23 protein-coding genes are annotated in these 23,963 nt (G+C 47.4%); 15 read left to right on the top strand and 8 right to left on the bottom strand.

Going from position 1 to position 23,963, the window contains the following annotated elements; all coding sequences use genetic code 11:
* Nucleotides 1–12 precede the first annotated feature (12 nt).
* The 4 genes from BN162_RS15065 to BN162_RS15080 all read left to right on the top strand — a co-directional run bounded on the left by BN162_RS15065 (nucleotide 13) and on the right by BN162_RS15080 (nucleotide 3,110).
* Nucleotides 13–315: a PTS sugar transporter subunit IIB gene (locus tag BN162_RS15065; protein WP_020225959.1), complete on the top strand. Its 303-nt coding sequence runs from the start codon at nucleotides 13–15 to the stop codon at nucleotides 313–315.
* A gap of 26 nt (nucleotides 316–341) precedes the next feature.
* Entirely contained in the window at nucleotides 342–659 is a 318-nt protein-coding gene (locus tag BN162_RS15070) for a PTS sugar transporter subunit IIA (RefSeq protein ID WP_020225960.1), read from the top strand.
* Nucleotides 656–904, top strand: a complete 249-nt coding sequence (locus BN162_RS15075) for a hypothetical protein (RefSeq protein WP_020225961.1) — start codon at nucleotides 656–658, stop codon at nucleotides 902–904. The genes BN162_RS15070 and BN162_RS15075 overlap by 4 nt, the downstream gene beginning before the upstream one ends.
* A gap of 184 nt (nucleotides 905–1,088) precedes the next feature.
* Nucleotides 1,089–3,110 (top strand): FAD-dependent oxidoreductase, encoded by a 2,022-nt coding sequence (locus BN162_RS15080; RefSeq protein ID WP_020225962.1) that lies wholly within the window; start codon nucleotides 1,089–1,091, stop codon nucleotides 3,108–3,110.
* A gap of 198 nt (nucleotides 3,111–3,308) precedes the next feature.
* On the opposite strand, the gene BN162_RS15085 is transcribed toward BN162_RS15080, so the two are convergent.
* On the bottom strand, nucleotides 3,309–4,505 hold the full coding sequence (locus BN162_RS15085) for an FtsW/RodA/SpoVE family cell cycle protein (RefSeq protein ID WP_020225963.1): 1,197 nt from the start codon (nucleotides 4,503–4,505) through the stop codon (nucleotides 3,309–3,311).
* The gene (locus BN162_RS15090; RefSeq protein WP_020225964.1) at nucleotides 4,502–4,927 is read right to left on the bottom strand and encodes a GNAT family N-acetyltransferase; all 426 of its coding nucleotides are present in this window, start codon (nucleotides 4,925–4,927) and stop codon (nucleotides 4,502–4,504) included. The genes BN162_RS15085 and BN162_RS15090 overlap by 4 nt, the downstream gene beginning before the upstream one ends.
* A gap of 70 nt (nucleotides 4,928–4,997) precedes the next feature.
* Here BN162_RS15090 and BN162_RS15095 point away from each other — a divergent pair, with 70 nt between their 5' ends.
* From BN162_RS15095 to BN162_RS15120, 6 genes are all read left to right on the top strand, one after another.
* Nucleotides 4,998–6,533: a PTS sugar transporter subunit IIABC family protein gene (locus BN162_RS15095; protein WP_020225965.1), complete on the top strand. Its 1,536-nt coding sequence runs from the start codon at nucleotides 4,998–5,000 to the stop codon at nucleotides 6,531–6,533.
* 86 nt (nucleotides 6,534–6,619) lie between these two features.
* Nucleotides 6,620–7,231, top strand: a complete 612-nt coding sequence (locus tag BN162_RS15100) for a metallophosphoesterase (RefSeq protein ID WP_020225966.1) — start codon at nucleotides 6,620–6,622, stop codon at nucleotides 7,229–7,231.
* 227 nt (nucleotides 7,232–7,458) lie between these two features.
* Entirely contained in the window at nucleotides 7,459–7,677 is a 219-nt protein-coding gene (locus BN162_RS15105; RefSeq protein WP_147612205.1) for a hypothetical protein, read from the top strand.
* 19 nt (nucleotides 7,678–7,696) lie between these two features.
* Entirely contained in the window at nucleotides 7,697–8,176 is a 480-nt protein-coding gene (locus BN162_RS15110; RefSeq protein ID WP_020225968.1) for a hypothetical protein, read from the top strand.
* A 614-nt stretch (nucleotides 8,177–8,790) separates the two neighbouring features.
* A complete protein-coding gene (locus BN162_RS15115) occupies nucleotides 8,791–10,335 on the top strand; it encodes an ABC-F family ATP-binding cassette domain-containing protein (protein WP_020225971.1) in 1,545 nt (514 codons plus the stop codon).
* Nucleotides 10,336–10,517: 182 nt separating this feature from the next.
* Nucleotides 10,518–12,377, top strand: a complete 1,860-nt coding sequence (locus BN162_RS15120) for an AAA family ATPase (protein ID WP_020225972.1) — start codon at nucleotides 10,518–10,520, stop codon at nucleotides 12,375–12,377.
* Nucleotides 12,378–12,422: 45 nt separating this feature from the next.
* Here the strand turns inward: BN162_RS15120 and BN162_RS15125 are convergent, their stop codons facing one another.
* The gene (locus tag BN162_RS15125; RefSeq protein WP_020225973.1) at nucleotides 12,423–12,956 is read right to left on the bottom strand and encodes a DJ-1/PfpI family protein; all 534 of its coding nucleotides are present in this window, start codon (nucleotides 12,954–12,956) and stop codon (nucleotides 12,423–12,425) included.
* Between the two features lie 98 nt (nucleotides 12,957–13,054).
* On the opposite strand from BN162_RS15125, the gene mutS reads away from it, so the two are divergent.
* The 5 genes from mutS to BN162_RS15150 all read left to right on the top strand — a co-directional run bounded on the left by mutS (nucleotide 13,055) and on the right by BN162_RS15150 (nucleotide 19,706).
* Nucleotides 13,055–15,586: a DNA mismatch repair protein MutS gene (gene mutS, locus BN162_RS15130; protein WP_020225974.1), complete on the top strand. Its 2,532-nt coding sequence runs from the start codon at nucleotides 13,055–13,057 to the stop codon at nucleotides 15,584–15,586.
* Nucleotides 15,587–15,671: 85 nt separating this feature from the next.
* Nucleotides 15,672–16,040, top strand: a complete 369-nt coding sequence (locus BN162_RS19105; RefSeq protein WP_020225975.1) for a hypothetical protein — start codon at nucleotides 15,672–15,674, stop codon at nucleotides 16,038–16,040.
* Between the two features lie 35 nt (nucleotides 16,041–16,075).
* Complete coding sequence (gene mutL / locus BN162_RS15140) at nucleotides 16,076–18,067, top strand: DNA mismatch repair endonuclease MutL (RefSeq protein ID WP_020225976.1); 1,992 nt, start codon at nucleotides 16,076–16,078, stop codon at nucleotides 18,065–18,067.
* Nucleotides 18,064–18,999 carry a tRNA (adenosine(37)-N6)-dimethylallyltransferase MiaA gene (gene miaA / locus BN162_RS15145; protein WP_020225977.1) on the top strand — a complete coding sequence of 312 codons (936 nt, stop codon included), beginning with the start codon at nucleotides 18,064–18,066 and terminating at the stop codon, nucleotides 18,997–18,999. The genes mutL and miaA overlap by 4 nt, the downstream gene beginning before the upstream one ends.
* Nucleotides 18,984–19,706 carry a tRNA threonylcarbamoyladenosine dehydratase gene (locus BN162_RS15150; RefSeq protein WP_020225978.1) on the top strand — a complete coding sequence of 241 codons (723 nt, stop codon included), beginning with the start codon at nucleotides 18,984–18,986 and terminating at the stop codon, nucleotides 19,704–19,706. The genes miaA and BN162_RS15150 overlap by 16 nt, the downstream gene beginning before the upstream one ends.
* 202 nt (nucleotides 19,707–19,908) lie before the next feature.
* On the opposite strand, the gene BN162_RS15155 is transcribed toward BN162_RS15150, so the two are convergent.
* The 5 genes from BN162_RS15155 to BN162_RS15175 all read right to left on the bottom strand — a co-directional run bounded on the left by BN162_RS15155 (nucleotide 19,909) and on the right by BN162_RS15175 (nucleotide 23,948).
* On the bottom strand, nucleotides 19,909–20,898 hold the full coding sequence (locus BN162_RS15155) for an MBL fold metallo-hydrolase (RefSeq protein WP_020225979.1): 990 nt from the start codon (nucleotides 20,896–20,898) through the stop codon (nucleotides 19,909–19,911).
* A gap of 2 nt (nucleotides 20,899–20,900) precedes the next feature.
* Nucleotides 20,901–21,767: a ChbG/HpnK family deacetylase gene (locus BN162_RS15160; RefSeq protein ID WP_020225980.1), complete on the bottom strand. Its 867-nt coding sequence runs from the start codon at nucleotides 21,765–21,767 to the stop codon at nucleotides 20,901–20,903.
* A gap of 85 nt (nucleotides 21,768–21,852) precedes the next feature.
* On the bottom strand, nucleotides 21,853–22,686 hold the full coding sequence (locus BN162_RS15165; protein ID WP_020225981.1) for a PTS system mannose/fructose/sorbose family transporter subunit IID: 834 nt from the start codon (nucleotides 22,684–22,686) through the stop codon (nucleotides 21,853–21,855).
* Nucleotides 22,679–23,440, bottom strand: a complete 762-nt coding sequence (locus tag BN162_RS15170; RefSeq protein ID WP_020225982.1) for a PTS sugar transporter subunit IIC — start codon at nucleotides 23,438–23,440, stop codon at nucleotides 22,679–22,681. Before BN162_RS15170 ends, BN162_RS15165 begins: the two co-directional genes overlap by 8 nt.
* 25 nt (nucleotides 23,441–23,465) lie before the next feature.
* Nucleotides 23,466–23,948 (bottom strand): PTS sugar transporter subunit IIB, encoded by a 483-nt coding sequence (locus BN162_RS15175; RefSeq protein WP_020225983.1) that lies wholly within the window; start codon nucleotides 23,946–23,948, stop codon nucleotides 23,466–23,468.
* Between the last annotated feature and the right edge of the window lie 15 nt (nucleotides 23,949–23,963).

The following is a 23,963-nucleotide window of genomic DNA, read 5'->3' on the forward strand; positions in this document are numbered from 1 at the left end:
AAGAGGAACTTTATGAAAATAATACGTTTGTTCTGTGCCAACGGTTTTACGACGGAAATGATGACCAAAAAAATGCAGCAGGCGGCGGACAAGCTCGGTCTGGAGTATGAGATCAAGGCGTTTCCGTATGCCAAGGTCCGGGATGAAGGACCGAAAGCGGACGTCATCTTACTGGGACCGCAGATCCGGTACAATTTGAAACATGTCCAACAGGATTATCCGAATACCCCGGTGATTTTGATGGATATGCGCTTATACGCCGCCATGGATGGCGAAGCGATGATTAAACAAGTCCAGGCACTTTTGGAAGCGTAAAAGCGTCTGCGGAAGGAGGAAAACGAATGGAACAGGGATTGGCAAAGGTCAGCTGTGAAATTATCGCTAAAGTAGGAACCGCCAAAGGTTTGTTTGTGGAAGCGATTGAATTGGCTGCGGCGGGACAGCTGGAAAACGCCCGCGCTCATCTGGCAGAGGGTGAACAGATCTTTAATCAGGGACATCAGGCACATGGAGAGCTTTTGTCGCAATTTGCAGCCGGGACTGAGGTTCATGTCGACCTCCTTCTTGTCCATGCCGAATGTCAGATGATGAGTGCTGAAGATTTTAAAGTCATTGCCGAGGAAGTCATCGGTATTTTAGAAAGCCGGGCAAACGCATGAAGATCAATGTGGAAACCGGCAAGCGCGCGGCGATGGACGCCATTGTTGAGGCTTTGCAGCAACCGCCGCTGAACGCCATTTACTGCGGTAAGGACAAAATTAATCCGATCGCGCTGGTGTTTGAGGTACAGGCGCAGGATACGCAGGCTGTGATTCATCAGGCTGAAAAAATGATCAAAGCCCGTTTGGGCAAATCAGTTGCGTTCCGTGTCGTCACGCACGGAAGTCTGCTTTATTACGGGTAAGTGTAAGGAAAGATGAATGGAAACCTCCCTCCGTTCATCTTTTCAAAAGAGCGGGTTCAGGCAGAATCAAAGCGATTCCACAGAATCTTAAGCCCGCTGCCTAATTTAAGGATCATGATGATTCTCACTGCGCGCTATTTTCTGCGAAAACAGCTGCGCATCAAAAAAAGAAAGAAGGAGCGTTATGCAAACTCATTTTCCAAAATTATTCACACCGCTGCGGGTGCGCGGCATTATGTTCCCCAACCGGATATTCCTTTCGCCGCAGGGACATTCGCCGAAGCATCGTCATCCATCCTCCTATGATTCCCTCTACGATGCCGGGATGTTGTTCTTTGACAAATCCCAGGGCGGCTTTGGCGGCTGTACGATTGCCACAGGGCCGGTTCAGGCTGACGGTCGTTATGAAAAATATGCCCGCGATCAAATCCGCGAGCTGATGTCGATGGCTGCGCAGACCGGGGCTAAGGTCGCTGCCGGGGTGATGCCGTTTGCTTTCCATCCAGATAAAATTCCGCCGATCACCGACATTGAGCCCAACTATGCGAAGATCGAGGGCGGTACGCCGAAAGGTCAGCCAAGCAGCGGCAACCAGCCAATGCTGCCGAATTATCGAGCTTCCAAAGGTATGTGGGATGGCTATCCGTGTGAAGAGATGCCGGAAGCCATGATCCTGGAATCCATCGAAACAGCCTGCCGCAGTGCTAAGGCCGCTCGTGAATTTGGTTTTGATTACGTCGAGGTCGGCGGCTTTGCCCATGGCAGTGCAATCGCTTCGTTTCTGTCAGCGAAGGAAAATCACCGAACGGATAAGTTTGGCGGTTCCATGGAGAATCGCTGCCGATATCCGCTGATGTTATTGCGGGCAGTACGGGAAGCGATCGGCGAGGACATGCCGATGGCCATCACGATTTCCAGTCAGCTGTATGACCAGCGCAGTGTCGATCTGTCGCATACGGAAGAGGAAATGATGGAATTTCTGAAACGGGCGCAGGGAATTCTGGATCTGGTTATCATCTCTTCCGGTATGGATACGACCAACCTGTGGAATGAAAATGTCTTTCATTGCGGAACGATTTTCCAGAAGAAAGATTTTACCGTTGAATTCTCAAAGCGGATGAAAAAGGAAGCACCGCAGCTGATCGCGATTCCCCGCGGCGGCATTAACACGGTGCAGCTGGCGGAAGAAGTGCTGGCTGAGGGCTGGGGTGATGCGGTCTGCGTCGGCCGTTCCTTTGTAGCCGATCCCAACTGGCCGAAGAAAGCGATGGAAGGCCGGGAAGAGGATATTGTACCGTGTCTGCGCTGTGATTATTGCTATCACAGTGCGACAGATCACATGAATTTGTTCTGTTCCGTCAATCCGCGGCTGTTCCGGGAACGGCGGGTACCGCAGGAAATCACTCCGGCCAAAAATATGAAAAAGGTCGTTGTCATCGGCGGCGGACCGGGCGGATGCAAGGCGGCGCTGACTGCGGCAGAGCGCGGACATGAGGTCATCCTGATTGAAAAAAGCGATGCGGTCGGCGGACAGCTGAAGCATGCCCCGTTTGATAATCATAAGGAAGATCTCGATAATTATAAGAAATATCTTCAGGTGCAGATTGCCAAGTCCAAGGTTCAGGTGATGTTCAATACCATCGCAACCCCGGAAATGGTAAAAGCGATGAATCCGGACGCACTGGTGATTGCGGTTGGGGCAGAACCGGTTCAGCCGCGCATCCCGGGGATTGAAAAGGCACAGGAGGCAACGTCGCTCTACACGCACATGGAAGAAATTGGACAGCGTGTCGCGATCATCGGCGGCGGTACCATCGGTGCGGAAATGGCGTTGACGTTAGCGGAAAAAGGGCATGATGTAACCGTCATTGAGATGAATGACGAATTGGCTGCCCAAGGGCATTTCTTCTACAAAATCGGACTGAAGCATGCGATTCTTGATGTAAAGGAAAACTTTCATGCCCTGTTAAAGACCCGTTGTTTGGAAGTGCTGGACACGGGTGTGAAAGTTGTCGATGACAAGGGGCAGGAACAGATCGTAAATGCGGATACGGTGATCTATGCTGTGGGCATGAAGTCTAAGCGTGAAGAAGCGCTGGCCTTCTACGGCATTACTCCGCAGACGGCCTTGATCGGTGACTGCAAACACGTCGGCCGTGTTATGGAGGCTACCCATGACGGATATTTCTTTGCGATGAGTTTGTAGCAAAGCCTGAAAACAAAGTCAGAAAAAAATCGCTGTGGCAGGAAGAGCGGAGTTGCGCTGAACTTCCTTTCCGGCGATTTTTTTGTCTGTTGGGAAAGTATTATTCGAGTGGATAGAGAAAAATATGTGAAAACAAGCAAAAATACGTACTATATAAGATATCACTGCTTTTAGCGATCCATAATGTTTATCCGGAGTTTAGTGCATCAGCCGGCTCTTGGTTTCCGAGCTCATCTGGAAGACAATGGCCAGCGGTATCATGTAGGACAGCATACTCGATCCGCCATAGGAAATAAACGGCAGCGTGATCCCGGTGATGGGGAACAGACCGGTGATCATGCCCATGTTGACCAGCTGCTGGAACAATAACATTCCGATCATGCCGGCAACCATATACCGTTCTCTTGGCTGATCATATTTCGTCGCGATACTGATCAATTTCAGATCAAAGGTTGTCAGCAGAGCGACAACGGAGGTTGTGCCGAGAAATCCGAAGTTCTGACCGATAACGGAGAAAATAAAGTCCGTCTGCGGTTCTGGGAAACGAATCAGCACTTCGCGGAAGCCATGGCCGGTCAAGCCGGAAGAGCCGATTGTCAGCAGTGAAGTATAAAGCTGATTGCCCCAGGTATTGATGTATTTCTCCGTTTCCAGCCAACCGTAGATACGGCGCATTTTATACCCTCCGCCAAGGATGGAGGACAGAACATTCGGATAAAATTTAAACATCAGGATCAAGCCGCCGAAGCCGATTATCAGACAGGCAGCACCCAGCCAAACCCACTCCCGGCGCACCCCGGACACAGCCAGCATGACCAGAATACTGACGATGATGACTAATGGAATACCGGTATCTGGTTCTAAGAAAATTAAAATCAGCGGCGGAACGGAAATTTTTCCAACCTTCCAGAATAACTGAAAGTCACTGGCAAAAGACATCTCAGTTTTGCCCAGATTGTGCTCATGGATAATGTTGGCAACCATGATGATCAGAACAATTTTCATAAACTCACTGGGCTGGAAGGTACCCAGGCCAGGGATCTGATACCACGCTGTTGTGCCGTTGACGGGTCGGATGAAACGATCCGGCAGATCAATTAAATATTTATCCACCAGCAGGATGGCCAGCAGAACCATCAAAATCCAGTAAAAGATCTTAATGCCGGTAAATAACCGATCACTACCAAACCGGGTCAGAAACGCCAGCATCAGAAATCCGATCGCATACCACATGCCCTGCTTGGCCCACAGATAGGTACCCTGCAGCCGGGTCGCCATGATCGGATCCGCGCAATAGATTGCCAGCAAGGACACACAGGTCATGGCCAGAAGCAGAAACATCAAGGTCCGGTCGATATGAAACTTCTTATGGATGCGTTCCGGCTGTTGGCTCATAGCGCTTTCTCCATCGTTACATGCTTGATGCCGGCCTCATAAAAGGGCTCGGACACGGTTGTATAGCCCAGCGACGAATAAAAGCCTTCAACCTGCGCTTGGGCGTGCACGACGATCTTCTTAAATTTTGCCAGATGCGGATCGTTCTCTACCTCCCGCATCATCAAAGCTCCGATATGCTGCATACGGTAAGGCTTTAAGACAGCTACGCGGCCCAGGTGAATTTCGTCTTTGAAATCCAATCCCCGGCAGCAGGCAATCGCTTCGCCTTCCTCATTTTCCACCAGCCAGTGCATCGCGGTGTCGTCGTCCTGATCCTGTTCAATATGCAGGTCAACTTGTTGTTCTATAACAAAGACTTCAGTCCGGATTCTGACAATCCGAAAGAAATCAGCCTGTGTTTCAGCAAACTTGGTTTTCATGAAAGTCAAACCACTCCTTTCATTTGAATCTAACGTATAATAATGGTATCATAATAGGCGAGGTGATGGTATGAGAAGATGGCATTCTTTATTAGAAATCATTCAATTTCCATTGAAAATGCTGTTTGTGGCAATCATCCTGACGGGGCTTGGAACCTTGATTACCAACCAGAGCTTATCGGTTTTCTGGTCGGTTAATGATCGCAATATCCTGCTGCTGGCAGATCTGTTCAAACGGACCGGCAGTTTTATTATTATCAATTTTCCTTTCTTTGTCATGATAAAGTTTTTAGCGACAAAAAGCAATTCATCCGTGCCGATTATGATCGGAATTACCGGATATGTGCTGGTCTTAGTGATCACGATGTTGTTTCAGCCCTCTGGACTGCCAACCTCGGCTTCTTCAGCCATTCTGGGATTAAGTTATTCTTCATCCTTATTTGACCGGACACGATATCCGTTACAGACGGGGTTCTTTGCGTGCGCAGCCGTTGTGCTGGCCTCGCGGATTGCCTATTCCAAATCACGGACGAAGTCGATATACGGGTTCTTCTCTTTTGTCGACCGGGATACCTGGGGCTTGATCTTAACTTTGGTTCTGTGTCTGATCACCGGTTTTGCGCTGGTCTGGATCTGGCCGATTGTGCTCAGTCTTCTCAATACGATTTTTGAGTTCATCGCTACGGATATTACCAATCCGATGAACTTGTTTGTTTACGGCGTTATGGATCGGATTTTAGCGGATCTGAATCTGGGAGCGCTGATGCGGAATCTGTTCTGGTTTGGCGAACAGGGCGGGACGTGGATCAATAATTTAGGCGTAAACTATACAGGAGATGTCGGCATCTGGACGGCGCAGATGAACAGTTTAATTACGCCAAGCGGAGTAGGCCGGCTGATCACGCCGTATTATGTTCTGAATCTGTTTGCGGTTCCGGGCATGCTGATCGGTTTCTATACGATGTTTACAGATAAGATGGAAAAACGGCGGATTCGTCTGTTCTTCTTAGTTGCGATTCTAGTGTCGTTAGTGACAGGAACGCTGCTGCCATTGGAATTGTATCTTCTGATCCTGACGCCGCTGTTATTTGTGTTCCATTTGATAGTTACCGGGGCATTGTTTGGAATCTTCCAGTCGATGAGCGTGACCTTGGGATTCAGTTATGCCGGAAGTACCGTGACGGCTATGCCGGGAACGCTGTTTGATTTTATGCTGTATGTCCGCAATCCGAATATGCAGCACACGATTCAGATGATCTTCGTCGTTGGTGTGATTCTGTTTGTTCTCTACTTGGCATTTACCCGCTTTTACTTTAAGTATTTGGCGTTGGACTTGTTCAATACTGGTGCCAGCAAGCGAAGAGTAGAAGGCTTCATTCTGGCGGTCGGCGGCTTGGAAAACATCAAAATGATGCACTCTTCTCCTACCCGCTTAACGATTCAGGTTGTCGATTCCTCGCTGATCAATTTCTCTCAGATTCAGCGTCTGGGCGCCAGCCGCGTTGTAGAAAGCCGCGCGGGCTATTCGGTAAATTTCGGAGCCGGCAGCACAATCATAAAAAATGAAATCAACAAGCGCATCAAGGAAATGAAGCGCAGCGCATAAAGAAATGAACAACTGAGATATAAGTCAAAGGATACAATGACGGATCTCAGTTTCTTTATTTTTTCAGATAGAAAGGGGTTGTTTCGGTGAACTATTACATTTCAGATCTCCATTTCTTCCATGCCAATGCTTTAAATTTTGATAAACGGCCATTTTCCACTGTGGATGAAATGAATGATTACATCGTCCAACATTGGAATAAAAAGGTTACCAATAATGATGTCGTTTATATTCTGGGCGATGTATCTCTGCTTCATGGTAAGGAAAAACTGATTGAACTGGTAGCTATTTTGAAGGGGAAAAAAGTATTAATTCAAGGTAATCATGACATTTTGAAAGATTATCGTTATAAACAGCTTTTTTATGAAATCCATGATTATCAAGAAATAACGGATCATATTAAAGGGCAGTCCTATAATCTGGTGTTAAGTCATTATCCAATTCTAATGTGGAAAAATCAGCACCGCGGGTCGATTTTACTTTATGGTCATACACATAATTCTGTGGAAGATCGTTTTTTCCAAAACTGCATTGCACAAATGAATGAGCGGGACGATCTGAATTTATTCGCTCAAGGCGGAACACCTATGTTAGCCATCAATGTTGGTTGCATGCACCCTTGGATTGCTTACGAGCCAAGAACATTAGAAGAAATTTTAGAAGGCTACAATCAAGTAATTCAACATCCTGAAGAATAAATCGTATTGATGTAGTCAAAGCCTAGGTTAACAGTCTGGTTGAATGGAAATTAATAAACAAAACGAATTAGAGTAAAAGAAAAGCTGAGAAAGGACAAAGCACAGAAAATCTCAGCTTTTTATATTGCCTTTGTAAAAAAGATAAGGTGACAGGTATTTCGAGAATAGCACTGTACTTTTACATGTTAGAAAAAAATCAGTATAATGAAAAAAAGGAGGAGTACCTTGTGGCAAGAGAGATCAGCAAAGAGAAAAAGAAAATCTTGGGTCCGATGATTCGTTTAGAACGTCAAAAGCTTAGATTGACGAGAAAACAGATCATTACCGACGGCCAGGATGGTCAGATTTGTTCAGCCACAATATTATATCGTCTTGAAAAGGGAAGGGTAATCCAAGAATCTGATGTTTATTTTAATTTATTTCATCCAAAATGTAGGATAATATAATGATAAGGGATGGTATATTATGCTGGATACGATTAATAAAGAAATGAAATGTCATTTTATTTGCTGTCATAAAAAATTTATAATATTTATCTTTGTATTAGCAATAATATCTTTAACCATTTCTGTAAAATTGTATAATGCTGTTCAGTTAAAGCAAATAATTCAAAAATCAAATTATGTCAGTTTGTTGTATTTTGAAGAATCTCGATCAAAATTAAAGTATAGCGGTTTAGAATTTCGAAATACAGACGAATTGATTGAGCTAAGTAATAGTTTTGACTTCACATTTTATCCAGCATTTTTTTTGCATCACAAGGCTGTTCACGAAGGTTCAGTAGAATCAGTAAAAATTTTTGCGAGTAATGGAACTTATACTTGGAATATTGAAATATTCTCAGATAATACAATTTTAATCAATTATAAATATTATGCATCTGGAATTATTTTTAATAAAAAGAGCGATTTAATTGACAGAGTAAAACTTTTATTTCTTGATTAAAAAGAGAGAAATAATCGGTAATTGATAATGGATAAGCATTCCGTTACTTGTAGTATGGATGGAATTGGGTTGAATACTTGGCTCCCATCCTTTTGATGATAGCTTCTTATCTTTTGGTAAAAAGTGGCTGGGTATGCAAATTTATTAGGACAATCAAATGACTTTTATTTCCGCAGAGAAACTGGGATGACTTTGGGTTGCATTCCTTGATTCTCCATGCTAGAATAGCCTCGTCTAAAAGAGGAGGCGAAACACGATGCTTTTTGAACAACGTATCATTCTTACAAGAACCATGAGCTCCGTGCAAATCGAGTCGATGAAGCATTGTGCGGAGCTGAAACAGGAAATCTTCTGATTTTCTATCATTCTTCATCTGTCATTGGGAAAACTGGAATTAAGTAAGGATTTCATGTTTTTGTCATAGGCAGAGAGAAAGAGAGCTTGCAGGTCACAGATGCTTTATCTGTGGCCTTTGTTGTTTTTTTGAAGCAGAGGTCAGGGAAGAAAGGATTCCCATTACCGCTGCTTTTTTTGTTTTTCTACGACGTACTCATTCTTGTTTTGGATTCGATGAGAAAACAAGAATTCCATAAAATAGAAAGTAGGATTAGATTATGAGTTATTGTAGTGTTTCTCATTTAACACACCAGTTTGATGAGAAAAAATTATATCAGGACGCGACGTTTGAATTATTGAAAGATGAACATTGCGGAATCGTTGGACCTAATGGTGCGGGGAAAAGCACACTTATGAAAATCTTAACGGGATTGATCAGTCCAGACCAGGGAGAGATTCGATGGCAGCCAGGCATCACCTTGGGTGCTTTAAATCAACAGGCGTGGACAGATCAGGCAGAATTAACAATTTTGGAATTTTTGCGAACGGCTTTTGAACCGCTGTGGCAATGGGAAGAACAGATGAACCAAGCCTATTTCAAAGCGGCTTCAGAAGCAAGCGAAGCTTGGCTGAAAAAAGCGGGGCGGCTGCAGGAACAGCTGAATGCGGCAGGTTTTTATGAAATTGAAGTGATAATAGAAAAAACGATAACCGGATTGGGATTGGATCAGATCGGAGTGCAAAAACGACTGTCCCAGCTCAGCGGCGGTCAGCGTGCTAAAGTCATTTTGGCGCAGCTGATTCTTAGAAACCCCGACGTGCTGCTGTTGGACGAACCGACCAACTATCTGGACCACGAGCATGTCGTATGGTTGGCGGAGGTGCTGCGGCAGCGCGAGGGGGCCTTTCTGGTTATCACGCATGATTTCGCCTTTCTGCAGCAGATTGCGACTTCCATTCTAAATGTAGAATGGGGACAGATTACCAAATATTATGGAAGCTATACTTCCTTTCTGCAGCAGAAAGAACATCGTCAAAAGGAATATCGCCGACAATATGAAGCGCAGCAGGTAAAAATCAAAAAGACGGAGGAGTATATCCGCCGCAATATCGCTGGCGTGAATACCCGAATTGCTCAGGGAAGGCGCAAACAGTTGGAACGGATGGAACGGCTAACGCCGCCGGATACAGTTGCCCATCTGCATTTTGATTTTCCCTATACCGCATGCGGACAGGGAGTTTTGCTGGCAACAGCCGGTCTGAGTGTGGGATATGACCATCCTTTGCTTCCACCTTTGGATCTAACGGTTCAGGCAGGGGAAAAATGGGTGATAACTGGATTTAATGGAATTGGGAAAACGACATTGTTAAAAACCTTGATCGGGGAATTGCCGCCGCTGGCGCAAAAAGTACAGCGCTCTGAACAGATTCAGATCAATTACTTCTCTCAAATGCTGAGCTGGCCGGATCCCAAGCAAAGTGCACTGGCGATGTTCTCCGATCAGTTTCCGCATAAAACGCTACAGGAACTGCGTTTTCAGCTTGCTCAATGCCGGATTACGCATGAATTGGCCATGCGTCCCCTGGAAACTTTAAGCGGCGGGGAACAAGCCAGGGTTAAGCTGTGTTTGACTTTGCAAAAAGAAGGCAGTCTTTTAATCCTGGATGAGCCGACGCAGCATTTGGATAATCAGGTTAAAAAGGCTTTAAAGGAAGCGCTGCAGCGTTATCCGGGTGCGATGATTCTGGTGTGTCATGAAGCCGGGTTCTATGCGGAATGGATTGATAAACAGCTGTCGCTAAGCCGCTTGCTTCGCAGATAATAAATCAGATCCTGTATTCATCGCAATCGTAAGTCGACAAGAAGCAGGATAGAACCGCAGTATTGGAAAGAAAGAAATATAAAAAGAAAAATATTTAACTAATATTATATTTTTCTTTTTGAAGATGATATTTTTCTGATAATCCGATATAATAGATTCAGGATATCAAAGGGGGCATTGTAATGAAAGAAATTCTCACTGCAAAAGAAGCGGCCGCACTTTGGAATGTTACTCCGCGGGCTGTCACCACGCTTTGTAAAGAAGGTAAAATTGAAAATGCCAGAAAAGAAAAAGGGATATGGATTATTCCAGCTGATGTGAAAAGACCCCTGGACAGAAGGCTTAAAACCGGGGCATATCGCAAAGCTGCCCATTCTGAAAAATTACCGCTGCCTATCGGCGTATCTGATTATCGTTTAGCCTCTTCAAACTATTACTATGTAGATAAAACGATGATGATTAAGGATTTTATCGACGAACGTCCAATGGTTTCACTTTTTACACGCCCGCGCCGATTTGGAAAAACGTTGAATATGGATATGCTGAGAACCTTTTTTGAGAAGACTGAAAAAGATACTTCTGTTTATTTTAAGTCGATGAAAATTTGGCACTGCGGGAAAAAATATCGTGATGTTCAGGGCAAATATCCCGTTATTTTTCTCAGCTTCAAAGATGTAAAGCGCAATACTTGGGAAGAAACCTATGAACATCTGACCCTTTTGATCAGTGAAGAGTTTCAGCGGCACAATGTGTTGATTTCCAGTGATCAGTGCAGCGATTATGATAAGGACTTTTACCAACAAATTGTTTCCCGCAAAGCGGGGGAAACCGATTATATATCGGCCCTGAAAGTCCTATCTTCCATGCTTTATAAGCACTATGGGGAAGCGGCAGTGATCATTATTGATGAATATGATACGCCGATTCAACAAGGCTATTTAGCAGGGTATTACGAACCTGTCGTTTCCTTTATGCGCAATTTCTTTTCGAGTGGGCTTAAAGATAATCGTAATCTTGCCTATGGCTTTATGACAGGAATTCTTCGTGTAGCGAAAGAAAGTATTTTCAGCGGCTTAAATAACCTTGTGGTCAATTCTGTTTTGGACAAGAAGTACAGTGAATACTTTGGTTTTACAAAACCTGAAGTAGAAGCCATGGCAGCCTATTACCAAGCGGAGGATAAGCTGCCGGAACTGTGCGCTTGGTACGACGGTTATCGGTTTGGTGAAACGGAAATTTTTAATCCCTGGTCAGTGATTAACTATTTTAATAATGCATGTGAAGCCAGAGCTTATTGGGTATCAACCAGTGGGAATGACATTATTGGAGAAGTTCTGGATCATGCGGATTCAACAGTTTTTGATCAGATGGCAGAACTGCTGCAGGGAAAATCAATTCTCACCTATGTGGATACCAGCGTTATTTATCCTCAAATCAAGAATAATCCTTCGTCAATTTACAGTTTCTTATTGGTTTCAGGTTATTTAAAGGCCATCGAAAGCAAGTCGTTTGGTATGGGAAATATGTGTCAGGTGGCACTGCCGAACCAAGAGATTCGTTTTGTTTACCAAAGTGAGATATTAAATCAGTTTTCGGAACTCATTCCGCAATCGACGTCGATTGCGGTTCAACAGGCAATCTATGCGGGCGATGCAGAAAGTCTGCGGGAGCATTTAAGTAAATTGCTGAAGACCTCTGTAAGCTATTATGATACGGCAAAGGAAACCTTTTATCATGGACTTATGCTCGGATTGCTTGCCACGCTGGATAATCGGTATCAAGTGTTATCCAATAAAGAATCAGGTCTGGGCCGTTATGATCTATGTCTGTTTCCAAAACAGGCAAAATTGCCGGGGATTCTTATCGAGTTAAAGGCAGCTCAGCACAGCACTGCAGAAGAGTTAAAAAAAATGGCCAATGAAGCACTGGATCAGATTAAGAAGAAACAATACGATCAGCAGCTTCAGGATGCGGGCGTTCATGAGATCATTCTCTTTGGAGCTGCCTTCAGCGGCAAACTTGTGGAGATTATTTCCGCGTAGACAAAAGACACCCTGAAAACCAGCGTGTCTTTTTTTAGGAAGCAATCAATAGTAAATCTGTTTCTGTATCAATTCTTTTTGAGCTGAACCCTGCAGTTTCTCAATGATCGCAAACGCGAAGTCAATCGTGGCCGCCGCGCTGCGCCCGGTGATCAGGTTGCCGTCGGTGACGGTGTACTGATCAACATAAGTGCCGCCGAAGTCTTCGTTCATGCTGGTAAAGCAAGTGTAGCGTTTTCCCTTTAACAAGCCCAGATGTCCCAGGATTGTCGGGGCAGCACAAATCGCGGCAATCGGCTTATCCAGTTCTTTGAATTTCAGAATGATTTGTTTTACTTGTTCGCTTTCTTCCAGCAAGACATAATGCGGCCCGCCCGGCAGAAGCAGGCAGTCGTAATTTTCCGGCTGAAGTTCATCCAGAGCAAGCAGACCGCAGATCGGCAGGTCATGCTTGCCGGATGTCTTTTCACCGCTGATTCCAAACAGATCGGCTTCCAGACCGCTGCGTTTCAACAACGCCAGCGTACCGATGGCTTCGATCTCCTCATAGCCCTTTCCTAAAATCGTACAAATTCGCATATCCGCACCTCCATTTTCCTTATTATAAACCCAAAACTCCCCTGACCCGCAGAAAAAATAATGGTATAATAAGAACAGTTTTTTTAGAGGTGAAGAATATGGAACAATATACGCCGATGATGCAGCAGTATCTGGAGGTGAAAAAGAACTATCAGGACGCCCTGGTTTTTTATCGTCTGGGGGACTTTTATGAAATGTTTTTTGAGGATGCCAAGATCGCATCCTGTGAGCTGGATTTGGTTCTGACCGGCAGGAATGCCGGCGTAAAGGATCGTGTGCCGATGTGCGGCGTGCCTTTTCATGCCGTGACGGGATATATTCAGCGGTTAGTTCAAAAAGGCTATAAAGTAGCGATTGTGGAACAGATGGAAGATCCGGCACTGGCCAAAGGATTAGTCAAACGCGATGTCATCAAAGTCGTCACGCCGGGAACGGTGATTGATGAATTATTCGATGAACGCTCCAGTATTTATCTGGCGGCGGTTGTCGATTATCAATATGGGCTGGCGCTGTCGATCTGTGAAATGTCGACCGGAGAAACTACTGTTACCCACATTCCGCGCAACATTCTTCATTTGCAGCAGACCTTATTAAAAAACAACATTCGGGAGATTGTTGTCAAAGAAGGCTTCGATGAGAAATTCATCCGCGGTGTCCGCGACCTGTCGGCCGTGGCGATTTCCTATTGCGGTGAGGATCAGATCGGCGAGGACTATCTGCCCTTATGCGAAGAGGTCACGGAAGCGCCGCAGCGGGAAGCTTATGGCGTGATGCTGAACTATCTGATTGAAACGCAGAAACGGATGATGCACCATTTACAGACCGTCGAGATCGAGAATGAAAACGATGTGCTGTATATGGACTTCTCGACGCAGCAGAATCTGGAACTGGTCGTCCCGCTGCGCACCCAAAGCAAGTCGGAAACGCTGTGGTCGTTTCTCGATCATTGCCAAAGCGCGATGGGCTCCCGGCTGCTGAAAAAATGGATTGAACGGCCGTTAGTCGATAAAAAGAAAATCCTGTTTCGGCAGGATCGGCTTGATTATTTAATGAAAAACTATCTGGTTCGTGAGGATCTTAAGGATAAGCTGAATCAGATTTATGATATGGAACGGCTGATCGCCCGGGTTGCCTACGGCTCGGCGAATGCGATTGACTGCCAGCGCCTGCAGAAAACGCTCAGTCAGGTTCCGGATATCCTCGCTTTGTTTCAAGACGCTCCGGTATTTCAGGAATATCAGGATATCGATTGCTGCCTGCCGCTGACTGAGCTGTTGGACGGGGCGTTTGTGGAAAATCCGCCGGTGTCGGTGAAAGAAGGCGGGATGTTTGCGGAAGGCTTCAGCGAACAGCTGGACGAATACCGCAGCGCCCAGAAGGATGGGAAAAACTGGATTCTTCAGCAGGAAAACTATGAACGGGAACGGACTGGAATCAAGACGCTGAAAATCGGGTATAACCGGGTTTTCGGTTATTATATTGAAGTGTCCAAAGGTGCGGTGGCGCAGGTGAAGGAAGAGTACGGCTATGTCCGCAAGCAGACGCTGACCAATGCCGAGCGTTACATTACCTCTGAACTGAAAGAAAAGGAAGATGCGATTCTGCATGCGGAAGAACGCTCCATCCGCTTGGAAACCGAGCTGTTTGCCAACCTGCTGGAACAGATTCGCAGTTATTTGCCAAAGCTGCAGAAGCTGGCTTTGATGCTGGCGAACATGGATGTTTATTATGCCCTTTCATCCATCAGCGCGGACAACGGTTATGTTCGCCCGGTGTTTACGGAGGATCCGCTGAAAATTGAAGAAGGCCGGCATCCGATTCTGGAGAAGATCAGCACCAACCGCTATGTATCCAACAGTTTGGCGATGGATAAAGAAAAACAGATCTTGATCATTACCGGTCCGAATATGGGCGGCAAAAGCACCTATATGCGGCAGGTGGCGCTGATCATCCTGATGGCGCAGATCGGCTGCTTTGTTCCGGCGAAGAAATGTGAAATGCCGATTTTCGATAAGATTTTCACCCGCATCGGAGCGAGCGACGATATCCTGTCCGGACAATCGACGTTTATGGTGGAAATGACGGAGGCCAATAACGCGTTATCGCAGGCAACCGAGCATTCTCTCATCCTGTTTGATGAGATCGGACGCGGTACTTCCACCTATGACGGCATGGCGCTGGCGCAGGCGATGATTGAATACATCGCTGTGTGCATTCATGCGAAAACCTTGTTCTCCACCCATTATCACGAGCTGACCTCGTTGGATGAAAGTCTGCCGGTGGTGAAGAACGTGCATGTAGAGGTTCATGAAGACAACGGTCACGTCACATTTATGTACCGGGTGAAGCAGGGCAAGGCGGATCGTTCCTATGGGATCAACGTAGCCCGCCTGGCGAAACTGCCGGATGCCGTACTGGATCGGGCCAGTGATTTGTTAGCTGAATATGAATCCAAGAAGCGGGTGGTTCAGCAGTCGCTGGGGATTGTGGAAATGGTCAAGGCGCCGGTGAAAGAACAGGGCGTTCTGGATAAGCTGGAGATGGTGGATCCCAATCAGCTCTCTCCGCTTCAGGCCCTGCAGATGATTATGGATTTAAAGCAGGAATTAAGCGAAGCGCAGAAAGCGTAGCTGTTCTTGCTTAGCCCTTTTCCTTCATTGCACAATGCGCTAAAGATCAGGGCATCCGATTGAAGAAAACGGAAATGAGGAAATCATGGATATTTTTAGAATGATCTGTCTGGCGCTCAGCCAGGGTTTAATTCTCGGACTTCTTGCAGGCTTGCTTCGCCAACAGTGGCGGCATCGGAAAAATCCTGATTTTCATTACACGCCGAAGCAGCTGGAACAAGGCCGAAAGCGATGGAAAACGGGATCGAAAATACTCACCTATACGACATTTGGAATGTTGATGCTGGGATTTATCTGGTGCCTATATTTCCTGGTGCTGGCACTGGTGGATCCGGGGCAGGCTGAATATGCGAATAATCTTTCGGAAATGATCGTCGGTTTGTTGACGATTATTTCAATCGGCTTTGCGTTTTATGAATTTCTGCGGCAGGGGCAGCAGAAGGAAGCGGAATAAATCCAACAAGAAAAAGAACAGGAAGGTGAATAACGATGGCAAAAATACAGCAGCTGGATGCGCATTTAACCAATATGATCGCCGCGGGAGAGGTTGTCGAGCGGCCGATGGGCGTGATCAAAGAGCTGGTTGAAAATGCGCTGGATGCGCAGGCGACGCGGATTGAAGTCAATATCAATCAGGGCGGCACAGAGTTGATGGAAGTGATCGATAATGGGATTGGCATGGATCGGGAAGACGCCTGTCTGTGTTTTGAGCGGCATGCGACCAGTAAGATCAAAACGACCGAGGATTTGTGGGCGATTCACACGCTGGGTTTTCGCGGGGAAGCGCTGCCTTCCATTGCTTCGGTATCCAACCTCACGTTGTTGACGAATAACGGTGAAGATTCCACCCGCGTGGAAATTCGCTATGGTCAGCGTCAGTCCGCCCGCCCTTATCCCTGCAACCAGGGAACGCAGATCACGGTCAGCGGTCTGTTTCAGAAAACGCCGGCCCGGCTTAAGCACCTCAAGTCGATCCCATATGAAACTTCACTGATCCTGGATGTGATCCAGAAGTTTGCGCTGAGCTATCCGCAGGTTGCTTTCCGGCTTGTTCACGATGGCAAGGAAGTCTTCCGCAGCGCCGGCAGCGGCAGCCTGCTGGAAGTCATGGCGATCATCTACGGCCGTGATCTGGCACGTCAATGCATTGAGGTTGAAGGACAGGATTTTGACTATACCGTTCGTGGGCTGATGGCGCTGCCTTCCCAAACCCGCGCCAGCCGGAATTACATGACCGTCTTCATCAACCGCCGGATGATCCGCTCTTACCGGATCCAAAAAGCGATTCTGGAAGCGTATAAAAATTATATTCCGCAGGATCGGTATCCGATCGTCGTGCTGGATATCGAGATGGACAGCCATCTGTGCGACGTCAATGTCCATCCATCCAAATGGGAAATCCGGCTTTCCAAGGAGCAGCAGCTGGAATTTTTAATCCGGGATACGCTGACCCGCACCTTGCGGGAGCACATGCAGGCGCCGGAAGTGATGCGGATTGATACGCCGCGCGAGAAAGTGGAAATGCCGCAGCTGTTTGAAGTTCCTGCCGAGAGTGTCAAAGATCAGGTTCGGGAAGATTCCGTTGAAGCCAAAGAATGGCGGCGGCAGGCCGAAGTGATGAACGAGCAGCGACAGCGCGAATCGATCGCCGCGTCGCTTTCCCGGGAAATATCACAGCCTCAGCCCCTGACGGCAGGAAAGGATAAGGAAGAAATTCTGCCTGAGGATTTAAAAGGCGAAGTGATGGCGAAGCTTCCGGATTTCAGCGCAGGAAGTCCGGTTAAAAAAAATACGGCTTCGGTTACGGAGACTTTGTCCGATCAGGAACCGGTCAGCGAACCGCTTGATCCGCGGGTGAGTCAGACAGAAGCAACGGAAGAAACCTTGCAGACAGTTCCGCGCAAAACCTTTCCGCAGATGCAGGTATTGGCCCAGATGCACGGCAAATACATCCTTGCGCAGGATGAGCATGCCTTATATATTATTGATCAGCATGCCGCCCAGGAACGGGTGCATTTTGAAGAAGTTCAGCAGCGTTTTTTGGAGCAGGAGCCGGTGATGCAGGATTTGCTTGTGCCGATCATTTTGGAAGGCAGCGCTTCTGTTGCCGCACGGCTGCAGGAAATGAACGAACTGCTGGAACCGATGCACATCCATCTGGAAAACTTTGGGCAGAACAGTCTGATCTGCCGACAGCTGCCGGCTTGGATGAGTGAAATTGATGAACAGGCCTTTCTGCAGGATGTTCTTGATTTGTGGAAGGATGGCCGGGAAGTCCGAGCTGAAGATCTGCAGCGGCATCGTCTGGCAACCATCGCCTGCCATCATTCAATTCGGTTCAACCGTGTGCTGTCGTTAGGGGAAATGCAGGAGGTTATCGAACAGCTGGCGCGCTGCGAACAGCCTTACCATTGTCCGCATGGCCGCCCCACTTTCATTACGATTACCGAAAAACAATTGATTAAGGAGTTCCAGCGATGAAAAAAGTGCTCGTCCTCGTCGGTCCGACGGCCGTAGGCAAAACCGCCTTGTCGATCGAACTCGCTCAACGCTTTCAAGGTGAAATCATCAGCGGCGATTCCATTCAGGTGTACCGTGGTTTGGACATCGGCTCTGGGAAAGTCACGGAAGCGGAAAAACAGGGGATTCCGCATTATCTGATCGACATTCTGAGTCCCAAGGAAAAGACAAGCGTCGCTGATTTTCAGCGGGAAGCGCGGGCCGCGATGGAAGCAATCAGCGCGAAAGGGAAGCTGCCGATGATTGTTGGCGGAACGGGCTTGTATATTAAGGCCGCGCTGTATGACTATCAGTTTCAGCCTCAGGATCCGCGCGCTGAACAGCTCAGCGAACAGCTGGAGCAGCGGTCCGAAGAGGAACTTTATGCTTGGCTTTTGCAGGTGGATTCCAAGACCGCGGCCCAGATCCATCCGCATAACAAACGACGTCTGATTCGGGCGTTGGTCATTCATGAATTGGCCGAAGCGCCGAAGAGCGAGCTGGAAAGTCGGCAGGAACACAAACCGATTTATGACGCTCTGATCTGCGGATTGACGTGCGAACGGCAGGCGCTGATTCAGCGGATTGAAAAACGCGTTGACGGCATGATTGCGGAGGGTTTGATTGAGGAAATCCGCGGCTTGTTGGAACAAGGCGTCAGCTTTGATGATCAGTCGATGCAGGGCATCGGCTACAAGGAATGGCGCGGCTACTTTGAAGGAAAAGAAACAGTCAGTCAGGCTCGTGAACAGATCTTAACCCATACCCGCCAGTTTTCCCGCCGGCAGATGACTTGGTTCACCCGGCAAACGCCGATCCGCTGGTTCCAGATGGATCAGTCGGGCCAAAAGGAACAGCTGATTGCGGAGATTGAGGCCTGGCTGAAGGAGGATGAAGCATGGAAACGCCGTTAGAGAGATTGGAACTGTTGGTCGGCGAAGCAGCGATCCAACGATTGAAGCAGGCCTGCGTGCTGATTGTCGGGATCGGCGGCGTCGGCGGCTATGCCGCGGAAGCGTTAGGCCGCAGCGGAATTGGGAAATTGATTTTAGTCGATGCCGATACAGTTGCGCCAAGCAATCTGAACCGTCAGATCATCGCGACGCTGGATACGCTGAATCAGTCCAAAACCGAAGTGATGGCCGCGCGGATCCGCAGTTTTGCCCCGGAGTGTGAAGTGGTAGCGATGAATGAATTTTTTAATGAACAGAGTGAAAGCTTGTTCGATCAGAAAATGGATTATGTCATCGACGCGATTGATACACTTTCCAGCAAGCTGACCTTAATCGAAATGGCTCATCGCCATGGCGTACCCTGCATCAGTTCGCTGGGGATGGCCAACCGCTTTGATCCGACGCAGCTGACCGTTACGACGTTAGATAAAACCTGCAATGATCCACTTGCCCGCGCTTTGCGGCAGATGGTCAGGAAGCGGGGATTTACCGCGAAGATCCCGGTTGTTTGGTCGAAAGAGCTGCCGTACACTCAGAATCGGCTGATCCATGCCGAAGGGAAAACCTTAAAGCAAAAATATCCGCCGGCCAGCACAATCTTTGTGCCTGCCGCCGCGGGTCTGAGCTGTGCCTCGGTCGTTTTTCAGGCCTTGATCGAGAAAATCTAAAATACAGAATGAAACATGATTCAGTGTGTTTTATGCAACTGCCTGTCTGAAGGGCTTCAAAGCGGTCAGGGCAAGCATCTTAATAATAAAGATAAGAAGATCGAAAAAGTCCCGTGCTAACGCTGCGTAACGGGACTTTTTAACTTACAGTCAGATCAGAATCGGAGAATGAGAATTTTTTAGAACTGTTGAAAAATCATGCTCAGCGCAGGCTCTCCATGCAATATTTGAAATAACTGGACTGGAAAATCATCTTACCATAGATTACTTTCTTCTTTCCACCTTTTATCATTTCTTCCTGAAAATCAGAGTGCTCCGGATTTTCCAGCACCTGTTCCAGGGTTTCCAGAAGATTCACTAAAACGATACTGGGCTGATCCAACGGTCCATGTCCGGGATAAACAAAATCGATTTCACTCCGGCGGGCGATGATGTTCATGAGCGCATCGCGCATGGCTGTGACCGTGCAGTATCGGGCGTAGGGATGATCGGGGGAAGTACCATAGGCATGGGTATAATCACCCGCAAATAAAATTTTATTTTGCTTATCCAGAAAGGCGCTCATACCCGTTGCATGTCCAGGCAGAAACATGAGTTCAATCTCAGTCCCGCCGCCCAAATCGAAAGTCGTTCCGTTGGGAACCCCGATAATTTTAAAATCATGATAACCGATTAAATCAGCCCGATCAAATTGGGTATAAATACAATTTCCTTCGGCATCGAAGAGCCGGTCCCAGGCATGCGGTGTTTTGATTTTTTCTAAATTGAGGACTTCATATTCGTGACAATAAACCTCATCAAACTGAAAGTCACCAAGCGCATGATCACTGTGGGCATGCGTATTCACAACGATCAGCGGCATTCCACCGGTAATTTCATTGACCAGACCTTTCAGATCACCCGCGCCAAAACCGGTATCGATCAGCATGGCTTTCTCACGGCCCAGAATTAAATAGATCCAGGGATTGCCCGCTCCGTCTAAACTCTCAGTAAAAATAGCATAGACATTCTTGCGGAATTGGTATACTTCGGCGTATGGATTGATCGGATAGACACGGCGGGTTTTGCTTTGTTCCCGAAGCAGTTTCTCATACGGCCATTTGATCGGATTTTCCGGTTCCCGATAGCGCAGCCGCCGGCTTTTTAACTGAGCTTGTACAGGATGATGAAGCTCCAAGGATTCAAAGGCCATGATCAGACCTCCTTGCCGGATTGAACAGCCAGATCACTGCCGATTACTTTCAGATGATTCTGATAATCGTGCCGGTCATATAGCGCATCCCGCAACGATACGAGCTCGATCTTTGAGTCCCTGATCCAAGCCTTCAGCTCCGGTGCGCACAAGGCCCAAACATCGCGCGGCCGGCAGGCGGTAAACGAGGACTCCTGCACGATGTAATCATCCAGAAATCCTGGATGCCAGGCTGTGATGTAAGCTCCTTCCCAAGCGGGATTCACGGTTTCCTTATACCAACGGACAGGATTGTAATCCGCAAACAGACTGCAGTCTTCCTTGCCGCAGCCGATATACTTGCGGCGATCACCGACCGTAATGATCCGCGCCTGCTGAAATTGTGTCGGTTCGTTCAAAGCAACGCCGTCACGAACGTTATAAATATAATCATAAGGAATACCGTATTCCTCACAGATGATTTTCTTGGCTTCATCCAACGGCCCTGTTCCGTGCAGCCGCGTGGAATCCGGAGCCCGTCCCAGCAGTCGGATGCAGCGTTCCACCTCAGCCCGCAGTTCAATCAGCGCCTCATGAAAATCAACGGTTTCTTTTGCTTTGGGATCATGGCGGAATTTAAACCGGCCTTCGGCATTGACCATAGACGGAACAAGTTTCGGATCGGCGGCCGGAACACCCCAGTAATGACCGCTGTGCCAGCCAACCGAAATCCACGGGTAAGCTTTAATTCGCTCAATCGCGTCTTCCACACCGGGCGTGTCCAGCATCAGATCCACGGTGGTGACAATGCCTTCTTCAATCGCTTTGATCGTTCCGTCATTGTAGGTGGGGGTATAGCCATAATCATCGGCTTTGACAATTAATTTCATCGAGCTCCTCCTTATTTTAGAAAAGGAAGGAAGCTGCGCAAGGCAGCCCGCTTCCTTTTCAAACCTGAAACAGAATATTTGACAGTTATATTAAGATACCGGTAAAGTAGCCTAGGACAGAAATTAAGAACATGGCGACCATAATCCGCATTGCACGCCCTTTTTTGTACTTGATCAGCCAGTAGATTAAAACCGTGGACAGGATCGTCAGCAAGCCTGGAAGAATACTGTCAATGACGCTCTGGATACTGGTGGTGCTGCCGCTGGCTGTAATCGCCAATCCGGTCTGCACATTCGCCGTACTGGCAACGACAGCGCCGATCACGATAATGCCCAGCATCTCAATCGCATTGACTGCGCGGTCTTTGAGATCGCTGTCCATCAGCTTTTCAGCACCGCTGATCCCCATTTTGACACCGGTTTTAAATAAGAACCAGACCAGCGGGATATTGATTCCGAAGAACACGGCTACACCCAGAATGGCTCCCAACGGGGAACCGTCGGCACTCAGACTGATCCCGATGGAGAGCAGAATCGGGATCAATAAGCCTTGAATTAAAGAATCACCGATACCGGCGAAGGGACCGGCCAGCGCCTGTTTGATACTCTGGATCAATTCATTGTCAATGGAATTGTTTTTTGCCCGTTCGATTTCCAACCCCAGAACCACGCCTGGGACAATCGCCCCTAAATTCGGCTGTGTATTATAGAATACAGCATGATTTTTAATCAGTTCTTTCTGTTTTTCCGGATCTCCGGGATAGAGATCCTCACGAATCTTAATAAACATGTTGGCCATGCCCGGCATCATCATGCGTTCAAAGGTGAAGCAGACACCGGCGACGTTATAATGCGCTAACAGAACTTTTCTCAGCCATCGATTATCATTGGCTAATTGATCTAATTTTGGATTAGACATGTTCAGCCTCCTTCTTTGTTCCCGTACAGATAAATAACAGATAAGCCAGAACGCCGGCGATGATCGTTACGGTAATGGTATCTAAGCCCATCACTTTAAACAGAACGAATCCGAAAACAAAATATAAGAATTGAATGTTCTTTTTGATGAGGCCGGTCAGAAGCATACCGAAGCCTAAAACCGCGCCCATCTTTGTAAAGATTTTCATTGAGCCCAACAACCATGCCGGGATCAGTTCCGCGTATTGCAGGATGACGGTGGAACCCAGAACATTCATACCAAAAATGATAATGAAGTTGACGGCTGTGGATAAGATTAAACCGTAATAATAAGTGATGTATGCCTTGTCAAATTTCCCCTCGTCGATCTTTCGGTCAGCGGAGTGCAGAAAGTAGGTGTTTAAGGTTCTTAGAAACTGGGTAATAAAAGTTTCAAGCATGCTGAATGGAACACAGAGTGTGACGGCAAATTCAGCGTCGGCGCCGGAAATGATCGCCAGCGGCAGCGCAAACCAGATACAGCGGGTAATCGACGGCATGGATTGGATACCGCCTACGGCAATCACGCCGATATACATCGCCTGCAGTACAGAACCGATGATCATCGCCTGTTTGATATTGCCCATGACGATGCCGATGATCAGGGCAACGATCAGCGGCTTGCCGGTAAACTGGTCAATAAAGCCGCCTCGCCAGAATGGAAGTCCGTAGATACTGGACGCAACGGCCAGCAGTAAAGCCTGAAATACTGTCATAATGAATTTTCCCCTCCTTGGTTGCTCAGTAATTCATTTTTATGCTATCCCACTCGGTGCATGGTGAAGTGGGGATCAGCCTGAACCAAATATGGACGCCGTCTTCACTCATCTGTTTGACGGCGCTGATTTCCTGCGGCGTCAGATAGGCATATTTTGTTACGGCGGTCCGATCCTGACCGGCTGCTAGTGATGCAATGTTCAGATCTTTCGGAAGATCTTCCACAGCTTCCAGCAGGCGCTGCATCACTAAAGGTGTTTTCATCAGAATCAACGTGCTGACTTCATTGTCAACGGCTTTTCTGGCGGCTGAAATCGCTTGGTCGAAAGTCAGCGCTTCAGCGGTGATGTTGGACGGCACAGCTTTCTCAAAAATTCGTTTGAGAAAAGGGTTGGTCGCCGTAAAGTCGTCAATGACCAGGATGTGCTGGATGGCGTAAAGCTTGACGATTTGAGTTACACATTGGCCATGTATCAGCCGGTCGTCACTGCGTATCAGCTTGATCATAATTCGTTTCTCCTT

Origin of the sequence: Holdemania massiliensis AP2 (genome assembly GCF_000327285.1) — a bacterium.
GTDB lineage: Bacteria > Bacillota_I > Bacilli_A > Erysipelotrichales > Erysipelotrichaceae > Holdemania > Holdemania massiliensis.